General features: G+C 41.7%; 11 protein-coding genes. 8 read left to right on the top strand and 3 right to left on the bottom strand.

All coding sequences use genetic code 11. From position 1 onward, the window contains the following. The first annotated feature begins 41 nt into the window (after positions 1-41). From cyaY to add, 8 genes are all read left to right on the top strand, one after another. Positions 42-365 carry an iron donor protein CyaY gene (gene cyaY / locus B5G52_RS02985; protein ID WP_087531217.1) on the top strand — a complete coding sequence of 108 codons (324 nt, stop codon included), beginning with the start codon at positions 42-44 and terminating at the stop codon, positions 363-365. Beyond that, positions 362-1,018: an alpha/beta hydrolase gene (locus B5G52_RS02980; protein ID WP_087531216.1), complete on the top strand. Its 657-nt coding sequence runs from the start codon at positions 362-364 to the stop codon at positions 1,016-1,018. Before cyaY ends, B5G52_RS02980 begins: the two co-directional genes overlap by 4 nt. A 24-nt stretch (positions 1,019-1,042) precedes the next feature. After that, positions 1,043-1,879 carry a DUF2914 domain-containing protein gene (locus B5G52_RS02975; RefSeq protein ID WP_087531215.1) on the top strand — a complete coding sequence of 279 codons (837 nt, stop codon included), beginning with the start codon at positions 1,043-1,045 and terminating at the stop codon, positions 1,877-1,879. 37 nt (positions 1,880-1,916) lie between these two features. Beyond that, positions 1,917-2,867, top strand: a complete 951-nt coding sequence (hemC, locus tag B5G52_RS02970; RefSeq protein WP_087531214.1) for a hydroxymethylbilane synthase — start codon at positions 1,917-1,919, stop codon at positions 2,865-2,867. Continuing rightward, positions 2,868-4,703, top strand: coding sequence for a uroporphyrinogen-III C-methyltransferase (locus B5G52_RS02965; protein WP_087531213.1), 1,836 nt, complete (start codon positions 2,868-2,870; stop codon positions 4,701-4,703). Next, positions 4,700-5,803: a heme biosynthesis HemY N-terminal domain-containing protein gene (locus B5G52_RS02960; RefSeq protein ID WP_087531212.1), complete on the top strand. Its 1,104-nt coding sequence runs from the start codon at positions 4,700-4,702 to the stop codon at positions 5,801-5,803. The genes B5G52_RS02965 and B5G52_RS02960 overlap by 4 nt, the downstream gene beginning before the upstream one ends. A gap of 39 nt (positions 5,804-5,842) precedes the next feature. Next, positions 5,843-8,533, top strand: a complete 2,691-nt coding sequence (locus B5G52_RS02955) for a CHASE domain-containing protein (protein WP_087531211.1) — start codon at positions 5,843-5,845, stop codon at positions 8,531-8,533. A gap of 89 nt (positions 8,534-8,622) precedes the next feature. After that, positions 8,623-9,624, top strand: coding sequence for an adenosine deaminase (gene add, locus B5G52_RS02950; RefSeq protein WP_087531210.1), 1,002 nt, complete (start codon positions 8,623-8,625; stop codon positions 9,622-9,624). 37 nt (positions 9,625-9,661) lie between these two features. Here add and B5G52_RS02945 read toward each other — a convergent pair whose 3' ends face one another. The 3 genes from B5G52_RS02945 to ubiD all read right to left on the bottom strand — a co-directional run bounded on the left by B5G52_RS02945 (position 9,662) and on the right by ubiD (position 12,543). Continuing rightward, entirely contained in the window at positions 9,662-10,069 is a 408-nt protein-coding gene (locus B5G52_RS02945; protein ID WP_087531209.1) for a CBS domain-containing protein, read from the bottom strand. Positions 10,070-10,276: 207 nt separating this feature from the next. Further along, complete coding sequence (fre, locus tag B5G52_RS02940) at positions 10,277-10,990, bottom strand: NAD(P)H-flavin reductase (RefSeq protein WP_087531208.1); 714 nt, start codon at positions 10,988-10,990, stop codon at positions 10,277-10,279. 86 nt (positions 10,991-11,076) lie between these two features. After that, a complete protein-coding gene (gene ubiD / locus B5G52_RS02935; RefSeq protein WP_087531207.1) occupies positions 11,077-12,543 on the bottom strand; it encodes a 4-hydroxy-3-polyprenylbenzoate decarboxylase in 1,467 nt (488 codons plus the stop codon). Between the last annotated feature and the right edge of the window lie 45 nt (positions 12,544-12,588).

Below are 12,588 nucleotides of genomic sequence, written 5' to 3'. Positions count from 1 at the left end.
TCTGCATGTAAATTGTACCTAATGCCGTTAAGGAAATAACAATGACAGACCATGAATATCACCAATTAGCCGAAGCACTTATGTTCACAATCGAAGAGCAGGTTGATGATTGCGAAGCGGATCTAGATTACGAATCAGCAGAAGGTATTTTAGAAATTATTTTTGCTGATCGCTCTAAGATAGTGATCAACAAGCAGGCACCTTTACATCAAGTTTGGGTAGCAACTAAATTTAATGGTCATCACTTTGAATTACAAGGTGATAAGTGGATTGATAACCGCTCCGGTGCAGAGTTTTGGCAGTTTATGAATGACGCAGCAACGCGCCAAGCAGGTCAAACAGTTGAGTGGCAATCAGAACTATGAGTTTAGAGTTTGTAGAATACCCAGCAAAAGGTGAACATAAAGCCACGGTGATTTGGCTGCATGGTTTAGGTGATTCAGGAGAGGGCTTTTTGCCTGTTGCGTCACAGCTTGCACTACCTGAAGAACTTGGTATCAGGTTCGTTTTTCCGCATGCCCCTGTACAGCCTGTTACAATTAATGGTGGCATGGCAATGCGCTCTTGGTACGATATTAAATCAATGGATTTAGACAAGCGTGCTGATGAGGCCGGTGTACGTGAATCTGCTGCTAAAGTAGAGCAACTTATTAAGCAAGAGCTTAATAATGGCATTGCTGCTGATAAAATTATTTTGGCAGGCTTTTCACAAGGTGGTGTAATTTCACTACACTTAGCACCGCGATTGCCGCAAAAGCTTGCTGGTGTGATGGCACTCTCTACTTATATGTGTGTACCAGAGAAGCTGACCGAAGAAGCACTGCAAACGGGTTTATCTGTATTTATGGCTCATGGTCGCCAAGATGATGTAGTGCCACATAGTGCGGGCCGAAGTGCGTTTGATGTTTTATCAGCGCATAACATGGATGTAAGTTGGCAAGATTACCCTATGGCTCATCAGGTCTGTGGGGAAGAACTTATGGCGATTCGCCAATGGTTAATTGCTCGCTTAAATTAATTATTTTAAAGCATTGAGGCTATTATGAGTCAAAAGATCGTGATCACTGCAAATATGAATAGAAGCGCAGGCACTGCGGTGCCCGAGGTAACTTATCAATGGCATTGGCGACGAATTGTAACTGTTGCGTTACTAGTTGGTCTGGCGTTGATCGTTTTTGCATATAGTCTTATGGGTTCTGTTAATGCTGAACAAAACGATTCGGCCACTGATGAACCAGCCCAGTTTATTTCAGCATTTGAAGTAATTGAGGAAGAGGATGATGAGCCACTCATTGCTCAGCATGATGCACAGGCCTCAGAGCCTCTAGATTCGCCTCAAGCCCCAGTAACTGTAATTGATAACGATACTACGGTTGAAGCTGTGCCTGAAATTTCACTGCAAGCCAACTCTTCACAAGATGAAGCTGTCATTGAAGAACCCGAACCCATTGAGCAAAATATTGAGGTTGCGCAAGCAAATGTAAGCCAAGATAACTTTGCCGCAACAGCTCATATTGCCAGCGTTGCTTTAGGTGCTAAAATAGATACTGACAAAGTAAGCCGCGCAGTTTTAACTCGAGATGTGGTTGAGCGTGAACCTGTAAATGTATTTAAAGCGGATATTCGCTTCTCTGAATTTACCGAGAGTTTGGCTTTTTTTAGTGAGTTGAAAAACTTACAAGGTCAACAAATTAGGCATATTTGGCGTTATGAAAACCAAGTAATGGCAAGTATTGAGCTTAATGTTACCTCGCCGCGTTATCGTACTTATTCAAATAAACATATTTTACCTGAGCAAACCGGACAATGGCGTGTTGACGTGGTTGACGAACAAGACCATTTACTTGCTCAAAAAGAATTTCGCATTTTAGCTGATTAAACGATTTTTTGATTAGCAAAGAACATTGGACCTTTTCATGACTAAACAAGCAACAGAAAACAAAAATATCGTTCGCATCGCCACACGTAAGAGTGCTTTAGCACTTTGGCAAGCGGAGTTTGTTAAAGCGCAACTTGAGCATTTTCATAGTGATATCCAAGTTGAGCTCGTTCCTATGTCAACCCAAGGTGACATCATTTTAGATACTCCTCTGGCCAAAATAGGCGGTAAAGGCCTCTTTGTTAAAGAGCTTGAACAAGCAATGCTTGATGGCCGTGCGGATATTGCCGTACATTCAATGAAAGATGTACCGGTTGAATTTCCTGAAGGGTTAGCACTACACACTATTTGCCAACGTGAAGATCCGCGTGATGCCTTTGTGTCAAATAATCATGCGAATATTGAGCAGTTGCCACAAGGTGCGATTGTTGGTACCTCTAGTTTACGCCGTCAGTGCCAGATACGTGCGCTGCGCCCAGATTTAGTCATTCGTGATCTACGTGGCAATGTAAATACTCGCTTAGCTAAATTAGATGACGGTCAATATGATGCAATTATTTTAGCTGCTGCAGGCTTAATTCGTCTTGAAATGCATGACCGTATTAAAGCATTTATTGAGCCAGAGGTGTCTCTTCCGGCAAATGGTCAAGGTGCTGTGGGTATTGAATGTCGTATTGATGATGAAGTGACAAAAGCATTGCTTGCGCCATTAGAGCACAACGAAACACGTATTCGCGTTAATGCAGAGCGTGCTATGAATCGTCGTTTAGAAGGCGGTTGCCAAGTGCCAATTGGTGCTTATGCATTAGTTGATGGCGATCAAGTTCATTTACGTGGTTTAGTAGGCGCTGTTGATGGAAGTGAAATATTGCGTGCAGAAATCAGCGGTAAAGCAGTTGATGCACAAACGCTTGGCACTCAATTAGCTGAGCAACTACTTGAAATGGGCGCAGATAAAATTTTAGCTGACGTATACAGAGACGCATAAATGCCACATATCCTGATAACTCGCCCACAAGGAAAAGGTGCCAGTCTTGCGCAGCAACTTGAGCAAGAGGGTTATCAGGCGACTTTATTTCCAGTGCTAGAAATAAACGCCCTTGAACCTAACAGCGCCCAATTAACCCCCTTATTAAATGCCGATAAAATTATTTTTATTTCACAAGATGCTGTTACTGCATTATTAGCACTTAAACCTGATATCAATACTAAAGCACAGTTTTACGCGGTAGGCGAACAAACAGCAGAAGCTGTTTGGCAAGCTTTTGGCGTACGAGCAGCTGTGCCAAAACAACATGATTCAGAAGGGTTGCTAGCACTAACGTCGTTGCAGCAAGTGGCAGGGCAAAATATTGTTTTGGTCAAAGGTAAAGATGGCCGGCCGACTATAGCGCAAGCATTAAAGCAGCGTGAGGCATTTTTAAATAGTTTAGTTGTTTATCAACGCGGTCCTGTTAAAGGAAATGCCACAGACTGGATAGACCACTGGCAAAGCATTGATGTTGAAGGTATAGTCATAACAAGTAATGCGGCTGTTGATGCTATTTTCCGTCAACTTTCGTCAAAACAACTACAATGGTTAAGACACTGTCAGTTCTATGTTGCGAGCAATCGAATTGGTGAATACCTTAAGCAACAGTTAGACTCGGCAAAGATACACATTGCTGCAGGCGCGAGCGATAGCGCTATGTATTCCTGCATCAGCCAAGGTAATACTATGAGTGAAAATGTAAAGCCAACTACCTCTGCAGAGGTAAAACCAGCAGCGGCGAAGCCAACAACAAAGGCGTCGTCTGCGTCTGCTGCAACAAAAGAATCAACAATGCAGCCAAATAACAAACAAAGCATAAGCAAAACAGGCAGCCTTGCGCTACTTATTTCTCTCATTGTGGCATCGGGAGCGGGTTATCAGTTCTATCAGAAGCTCAATTCTGAGCAGCAAGCCACCCAGTTAGTGAATCAATTGACGACTGATAACCAGCAGTTAAATAAAGAATTAAATGCAGTTAAAAAAGCGCAGCAAACACTACAGCAGGCATTGTTTAATAGTGAGAAAAAAGTAGCAGCGGCGCTGGTAGAAAACAGTGAAAAAACACAGCAGCAACTAGACAGTGCATTGCAACGCGCAGAGCAACAAGCCTATAGCTTAAACCCACAAGAGGTTACAAGCTTACAGCGCATGGCTGAATTTAAACTCTGGGCTGAAAAAGATTACCAAGGTGCAAGTGCGGTATTATCACGCTTAGATTCACTACTTGCAGAGCACCCTGGAACAGGCGCTATTCGCCAAGCAATCCATCAAGACTTACAAGCACTTAGTAGTGTGCAAAGTGTGCCAGTTGAAGCTATTTATTTAAAGCTGCATGGTATAGTTGAGCAAATTGAAAAACTTGAATTCAACGCTGTGGCTTTACCACAAGAAGTGGCGCAAGACGAGCAACATGCATTGAGTGAAAACGTGAGTGATTGGCAGCAAAACTTACTTAATTCATGGCACCAATTTACCGACAATTTCATAAAAATTCGCCAACGCGAAGATATGTCTATCGAGCCTTTATTAACAGAACAAGAGCGTCATTTAATTCACCAGCGTTTGAGTTTGTACTTATCGCAAGCGCAAGATGCATTGTTAACCAAACAGGCGAGTATTTATTTTACTGCTGTTAGTCAGGCACACATCATTGTGAAAGAGTATTTTAAACAGGATGAGCCACTTACTCAGAGTACTCTCAAAGCGTTGAGTGAATTAAGCAAAGAGCAAATGCACTTTAGTCCTGAGGTGAAACTGCAAAGCACCGAGCAGGTCAAGGAGTGGGCACAATGATCCGCCTGATATTGCTAATTTTAGCCATTGCAGTGTTACTTGCTTTATCACCTATGTTAATTGGTGAAGTGGGCTATGTATTAATTTCGTTTAATCAAACGACAATTGAAGGCTCAATAGTTGCCTTTTGTGCGACCTTTTTAGTTGTCGCACTGGGTTTATATTTAACTTATAAACTTATTCGTTATGTTTGGTCTTTATACAGCAATACTCGCCATCGTTTTTTTGCCCGCAGCGAAGAGCGTAAGCAAGCAGCGATTGAGCAAGGGATTTGGAGTTTAGTTAATGGTGATTACGACCAGCTAGAGCTGGCATTAGCAAACAACCGTGTGACGGATTCATGGCAAGATCTACGCCATGCTATGCTCGCTAAAGCCGCTTTACATAATAATGATTCTAGCAAAGCAATAGAGCAACTAGATAATATCAGCCCTGATAATCAACTCAAAGCTGCTAAGCTCTGGCTTGCCAGTGGTGATAGCAGTACTGTTACGGGTGAATTAAAAGCATTAGCGGAGGCTAAAAAAGCCAGCGCGCTGGAGCTTAAGTTATATGCTGAAGTGCTGGTACAGCAGAAAAAATGGTCTGCACTTGAGCAGTTTATGCCGCGTTTATTAAGCAAAAAAGCACTGACTGATAGCCAATGGAATGTATTATTCGCAGCTTATTTTAATGCTCAGACTGAACTCACTGAAAAGTACCAATCGTTAAGTAAGCACTTAAAAGCAAAAGCAGACTCGGCATATTTAGCTGCTATGGCAAAAAGCGGGCGCTTAAGCGAAATAGAGCTGATTTTACTAAAAATGCTGAAAAAGCCTGATGATCAGCATCAACTTGCGCAAATACTTAAAGTATCTGCCCCGGGTGATGCATTAAAACTGCAAGCCAACTTACAAGATGCCCTGAAAAAGCAACCGGACAACCAAGACTTATTATTGGCATTGGCGTGTCTGGCAAATGCACATGGTGAGTATGACCTTGCTGCGCGAGTGTTTGATAAAGCATTGACGCCAAGTAATAAACGCGAGTATTTAGCGCAAGCGCAACTTAGTTATAGTAAAAGTGCACAACCACAAAAAGCGCTCGACCTTTATTTGTAATCATATAACTACTTAATTAGGCATAGGAGCGCCAAGATATTGAAGAATACTTTTACATTAAGCTTCAGTCTTGCGTTTGCTTACTTATGCACAGGTTACTTTAGCAATCTCTTATTAGCTATTGATGGCTATGCCGTTGCCTCTTGGCCTCCCTCTGGTATTGCGCTTGCGAGCTTTTTGCTTGTTGGCCGCCGTGCTACATTTGGTGTTCTGCTTGGTGCACTGTTAACCAATTTAATTCACCTCAATGGCGTTGCTGATGTTCTTTATTGGCAAGTATTCCTCCAAGCGTTATGTGTATCTTTAGCTGCGACCTTGCAAGCTTGGGTAGGTTGTTTACTTATCACAAAAGTGATCAAAGCCCCTTTAGACTTATCATCGTTAAAGCACAGTGTACAAAGTTTAATTGTGGCAGGGCCAGTATGCTGTACTATCGCGGCAAGTATAGGCACTGGTTTACTTGTGATCAATGAGGTGCTCCCCACTCAGTTGGCTCTTGATAACTTCATTGCTTGGTGGATTGGAGATAGCATAGGGGTGTTAATTTTTACACCACTGATACTTGCCGCTTTTAACTATGCGCAAATACGTCACCGGTTACAGGTTATCGTTCCTTCCTTGCTTATTTATCTCGTGATTAGCGTTTGTTTCTATGCTGCAGCAAGCGTGAAAAAAGAAAAAGACGTACAAAAGCAAAATGCGAAAGTCGCCGAAATTCAATCTGAAATTAATCATAAAATAGATGAAATTTCTGGGCATTTGGCATTACTCGCTACCTTTTTTGCCAGTGGTGATGAAGTTAGCTATAGCGAGTTTAAACGTTTCACTTCTCAACAGCTTGAATATAAAAAAGAGATCATTGCTTTTGAATGGGTGCCTGTTGTTCCATTTTCTGGTGTTGAGCAATTTCAACAGCAGATGAGGCAGCAAAATGCCGAAGCTCAGTTTATAAAAGAAAAGTCTCCTCAAATGTATTGGCAAAAAGCAGCTAAACGTGAGCAATATTTCCCCGTTAGGTATGTACACCCCTTAGCTGGCAATGAGGACATTATTGGTTTTGACTTAGCATCGAGTGCGCAGCGCCGAAAAGCTCTGCTGATGTCTAAAGCACTGAATGAGTTGGTTCTCAGTGAGCCAATTAAGCTAATGCAGAATGTGCCAGATAAAAAAGCGGTATTGTTCTTCGTTCCTGTGTTTGGTGATTTAGATACTTTAGGTGATTTTAGAGGGTTAGTTGTGGGTGTTGTGAGCCTTTCTCGGCTAATAGATAGCTTACAGTTTGATCTCCATAGTGAAGTAAGTGCAAACTTTTATGACGTCACTGATGAACAAGCCAAACAAGCTATTTTTATGAGTCCTCGTAAAGAGCTTGAGCTACTTAAGGAGTATCAACTATTAATTGGTAAGCGTATTTGGCAGGTTGAACTACTTGGGCCTAAGGGGCCAAAGTCATGGCTTGTATACTGGCTTGCGCAAATTGTAGGTATGCTATTTGTTTGGTTGCTGATTACTTTTTTAATTTCTGTCACGGGGACTAATATCCAAGTGAGGGAACAAGTGGCCTTGCAAACGCGTACGTTACGTGAAGAAAAGCGCAAAGCTGATGAAGCGAGCCAAATTAAAAGCCAATTTTTAGCTAATATGAGCCATGAGGTTCGCACCCCAATCAATGGTATTAAAGGGCTGCATTATTTAGCATTACAGCAACAAGATTGGCAGCAAGCTAAACGTTATATTGAACAAGCTGATGGTGCTCTTAGTGTTTTACTAAGAGTGCTCAACGATGTGTTAGATTTTTCCAAAATGGAAGCTGGTAAACTTGAACTTGTGCAAGAGCCGGTTGCTTTAAATCAACTGACAGATGAGTTGATGAATTTAGTGCAATTTGACGTTGGTGTGAAATCATTGGCTTTAGAACTTGAAATAGATAAAAGCGCTGAACTTATACTTAATACGGATCCCATTCGGTTAAAACAAATACTGCTTAATCTATTGAATAATGCGATTAAGTTTACTTCATCAGGCTCTATCACAGTAAAAGTATGGCAACAGGATAGCAGTACCATATTTAACGTTACCGATACCGGAATTGGGATTAGCCCTAGTGCTCAAAAGCAACTCTTTCAGCCTTTTTCACAGGCCGATAGTTCAACATCGCGACAGTTTGGTGGCACAGGTTTAGGTTTGAGTATCTGTAAAAAGTTGGTGGAGTTGATGGGGGGCAGTATTTCGTTGCAAAGTGCGCAGGGTCAAGGCTCCACTTTTAGTTTTTCATTACCTAATAATTCACCTTTGCCACAAGCACAGCATTTGGCTCCTTTGCACAATGAGGTTGATGTTAAGGCTTTATCATTTGCAGGAATAAAGCTGTTATTAGTCGAGGATAATCCTCTGAATCAACATGTTGCCTCTGCTATTTTAAAAACAAAAGATTGCATAGCTGATATTGCTAATGATGGTTTTGAGGCAATAGAAAAAGTTTCAGAAACGAAATATGACCTAGTTCTTATGGATATTCAAATGCCGAATATGGATGGTTTGCAAGCGACAAAAGTAATTCGCAATGAATTATGTATGAGTGAGCTGCCTATTATTGCGCTATCGGCAAATGCCCATGATGAGGATATTAAAAAGGCTATTAATATTGGTATGGATGGTTACTTAACTAAACCAATTGATGCTGAAAAACTATTTAAAACAATTTGGCACTACATTAACCATGACAAATGACCTCTGTATTGCAAACAAAATCAACTAAACTTGAATTACCGATTTAAGTGCGTATTATGCGCGAAAATTAAATAGACTGAGTGCTAACTATGATCAATAAAAAACTCCCGCTGCTAGATATCCATCGTCACCTTGATGGCAATGTGCGAGCGCAAACAATATTGGAATTAGGGCGTCAGTTTAATATCCAATTGCCCGCCGATAACGTCGAAGCATTAACCCCTCATGTTCAGGTAATTGACCCTGAACCAAATCTCATGGCATTTTTACAAAAGCTAGATTGGGGCGTCACAGTATTAGGTGATTATGATGCATGTCGCCGGATAGCCATTGAGAACATTGAAGATGCACAGGCTCAAGGTTTGGATTATGTAGAGCTACGCTTTAGCCCGTACTATATGGCGCAGAGCCAAGGTTTACATCCTCAAGGTGTGGTTGAAGCCGTGGTAGATGGCATTAAAAGCGCCACTCAAATCAGTACTGTGAAAGCAAACCTGATTGGCATTATGTCGCGTACTTATGGCAGCAAAATTTGTCAGCAAGAGCTTGATGCCTTACTCGCGTTTAAAAATGATTTAGTAGCCGTTGATTTAGCTGGGGATGAAATTGGTTTCCCTGGTGAGTTGTTTGTCGATCACTTTAAGCAAGTGGGTGATGCGTATCTGGCGGCAACAATTCATGCTGGCGAAGCGTTGGGCGCTGCTAGTATTTGGCAAGCAATTAATGACCTAGGCGCTAATCGCATCGGTCATGGTGTAAAAGCAATTGAAGATGCTACATTGATGGATTACTTACGCGATAAACGTATTGGTATTGAATCATGTTTAACCAGTAATATTCAAACCAGCACCGTCACTAGCTTAGACGTGCACCCGTTAAAACGTTTCTTAGATCATGGTATTTTAGCCTGTATTAATACAGACGACCCTGCCGTTGAAGGCATTGAAATTGAGCATGAGTACAAAGTGGCTGCACCGGCAGCGGGCTTAACTCAAGCCGATATGGAAAAAGCGCAAGTTAATGCTTTGGAAATTGCTTATCTCAGTGAAGCTGATAAACAGCAATTAAAGTACGTTGCCGCTGCTCGATAACAGCGACGACAAGGCGCATTTAAGAAGTGCGCCAATGCTATTGTTGACAACTTAGGTAATTATCATAGAGCGCTTTTAAAATATCGCTACGACCAATCATACCTATAACAGTAGTCCCATCGACCACTGGGTAGTTTTTTGGTTTACCGGTTTTCATTTGCTCAGCCAGTTCAATAATATTGCTGTCGCCGTTAACAGTAACTACCTCAGTTTGCATCAATTGAGATACCTTCACTACACCATCGCAGAAGTAACTATTTTGCATTAATGGCTTTAATAGCTCTTGCTCTGAAATAAAGCCAACTAAGCGTTTGTTGTCATCAAATACTGGCGCACCTAGTAGTTTAAACTTTTGTAGCTCAGCAATAGCCGTTGTCATTTCAGTTGCAGGAGTAATGTACGGTAACTTGTGTTGCATGAAATCTTTTACTTTTGTATTTAACATTTTGGGTCTCTCCCAATGAATTAGTTATACAAAGTATGGTTAAGGAATAGGTTTTTGTGAAATTGTTTATGTTGATTAAGTTGATAGGTTTCAGCTATCAAAGTTAAATTTTTATTATGTTATTTGAATTATGGCTAGGCTGAAGAAAGGGAGTATTGGGGAAAATGTAAAAGCACCTAGCAGTGCTTTTACATTAATCGGGTCTTATTACTTGATAAACGCGAATGCGTCGGCATACATATTTTCGCGGATTGCGCCATGGGCTAGGAAGTCATCACGAACGATACCTATCATGTCAAAGCGTCCAGCCATATAGATATCGTATGGCGCTAGCGAGACAATGTCATTCATTACAGCTTTATGTACGTAACCGGTGTGGCCAGTCCAGCTATCAGTTGGGTTTTCAACCACGGGAATAAACTTAAAGTTTTCACGGCTGTCGGCCCAAGCTTGCATTTCCTGGTGGGCATATAAAGCCGATTCGTCACGTACACCCCAGTAAAATAACACTGGGCGATCGCAGCCAATCTCACTTAAATGATCTGCCATTGATTTTACATAAGAAAAGCCTGTACCACCAGCTAGCAAAATAATTGGTCGCTCACACTGTAAACGAAGTTGAGAAATACCTAGGCCTGTTTCAATCGTTACTTTGCTATTATCTTGGTGTGCAGCACGCAAGTGTTCTAATGTTTGCATTGCATATGAATCAGCAGCAGAGGCACCAATGTGTAACTCAAGCTGATCAGATTGTGAAGGACGACTAGCAATAGAAAATGCGCGTTTATCTTTTTCACCTAAAACAACTTGCAGGTACTGACCTGCTTCAAATGTCACGCTTTCTACTGGTTTTAAAACGACTTTATGAACAAATTCAGTTAATGGGCTGATAGCAACAACTTCAGCATGTAATGTTTGCATGTTTTACCTTAAATTAGCGGAGATGCAGTTTATTTGAGCAATAGTAGCATATCCGCACAGTGAGTTTACAGTCTCTTGCTAGTGAGTTAGAGAATATCTAGGCTATCCCAAAGTTCATCGACACGATCTTTGGTTTCTTGATTCATTACAATAGGTTCACCCCATTCACGCGTGGTTTCACCTGGCCACTTATTTGTCGCATCCATACCCATTTTTGAGCCTAGGCCAGAGACAGGTGAGGCAAAGTCGAGATAGTCAATTGGTGTGTTTTCAATCAAAGTAGTATCGCGAGCGGGATCCATACGTGTTGTAATAGCCCAAATCACATCATTCCAATCGCGAGCGTTGACGTCATCATCGCAAACAATCACAAACTTGGTATACATAAACTGACGTAAAAATGACCAAACTCCCATCATGACTCGTTTAGCATGCCCTGGATATTGCTTTTTCATAGTGACCACTGCCATACGATAAGAGCACCCTTCTGGCGGCAAGTAAAAATCAACAATTTCAGGAAATTGCTTTTGTAAAATTGGCACAAATACTTCGTTTAATGCAACGCCTAAAATCGCTGGTTCATCAGGTGGGCGGCCTGTAAATGTACTATGATAAATAGGGTCTTTACGGTGGGTCATATGGGTGATTGTCATCACTGGAAAGTCATCTACTTCGTTGTAATAGCCAGTATGATCGCCATATGGGCCTTCGGGGGCTGTTTCGTCTGGCATAATATAGCCTTCAAGCACGATTTCTGCGCTAGCAGGTACTTGTAAGTCATTAGAAATTGATTTTACAACTTCGGTTTTACTACCTCGTAATAAGCCTGCGAAAGCGTACTCGCTTAGGGTATCCGGTACTGGTGTTACGGCACCTAAAATTGTGGCGGGATCAGCGCCTAATGCCACCGACACAGGGTAAGGTTGCCCAGGGTTTTCTTTACACCACTCTTGAAAATCCAGCGCGCCACCGCGGTGTGATAACCAACGCATAATGATCTTGTTTTTACCCAGTAACTGTTGGCGATAAATACCTAAATTTTGTCGTTTTTTATAAGGCCCTTTGGTGACGGTTAAGCCCCAAGTGATAAGCGGGGCAGCATCACCAGGCCAACAATGTTGAATGGGTAATTTAGTTAAATCAACGTCATCGCCTTCGATGATTACTTGCTGACAAACCGCTTTTTTTATTTCTTTAGCAGGCATGTTAAGTACTTGCTTGAATACTGGAATTTGGCCAAGGGCTTCTTTAATGCCTTTTGGTGGCTCGGGCTCTTTTAAAAAGGCTAATAACTTGCCTACTTCCCGAAGCTCACTGACATCATCTTGCCCCATGCCCATTGCTACACGTTTAGGCGTACCAAATAAATTAGCTAAAACTGGGATATCATGACCTTTTGGATTTTCAAACAGTAAAGCAGGGCCTTTAGCACGCAAGGTGCGATCAGCAATTTCAGTCATTTCTAAATAGGGATCAATTTCTTGATGAATACGTTTTAACTCGCCTTGCTTCTCTAATAATTCAATAAAATCGCGAAGATCTTTGTATTTCATAGTGGGCCGCTTTAAAGCTTAAATTTAGCCCATTATACCCAGTTC

Source organism: Pseudoalteromonas sp. A601 (assembly GCF_002165575.1).
Taxonomy (GTDB): domain Bacteria; phylum Pseudomonadota; class Gammaproteobacteria; order Enterobacterales; family Alteromonadaceae; genus Pseudoalteromonas.
This window is presented reverse-complemented; position numbering and strand designations above follow the sequence as displayed.

What these genes read in the sequence shown, in the direction of transcription:
- cyaY (WP_087531217.1), top strand. Translation starts at nt 42, where the DNA reads ATGACAGACCATGAATATCACCAATTAGCCGAAGCACTTATGTTCACA.
- B5G52_RS02980 (WP_087531216.1), top strand. Translation starts at nt 362, where the DNA reads ATGAGTTTAGAGTTTGTAGAATACCCAGCAAAAGGTGAACATAAAGCC.
- B5G52_RS02975 (WP_087531215.1), top strand. Translation starts at nt 1,043, where the DNA reads ATGAGTCAAAAGATCGTGATCACTGCAAATATGAATAGAAGCGCAGGC.
- hemC (WP_087531214.1), top strand. Translation starts at nt 1,917, where the DNA reads ATGACTAAACAAGCAACAGAAAACAAAAATATCGTTCGCATCGCCACA.
- B5G52_RS02965 (WP_087531213.1), top strand. Translation starts at nt 2,868, where the DNA reads ATGCCACATATCCTGATAACTCGCCCACAAGGAAAAGGTGCCAGTCTT.
- B5G52_RS02960 (WP_087531212.1), top strand. Translation starts at nt 4,700, where the DNA reads ATGATCCGCCTGATATTGCTAATTTTAGCCATTGCAGTGTTACTTGCT.
- add (WP_087531210.1), top strand. Translation starts at nt 8,623, where the DNA reads ATGATCAATAAAAAACTCCCGCTGCTAGATATCCATCGTCACCTTGAT.
- B5G52_RS02945 (WP_087531209.1), bottom strand. Translation starts at nt 10,069, where the DNA reads ATGTTAAATACAAAAGTAAAAGATTTCATGCAACACAAGTTACCGTAC.
- fre (WP_087531208.1), bottom strand. Translation starts at nt 10,990, where the DNA reads ATGCAAACATTACATGCTGAAGTTGTTGCTATCAGCCCATTAACTGAA.
- ubiD (WP_087531207.1), bottom strand. Translation starts at nt 12,543, where the DNA reads ATGAAATACAAAGATCTTCGCGATTTTATTGAATTATTAGAGAAGCAA.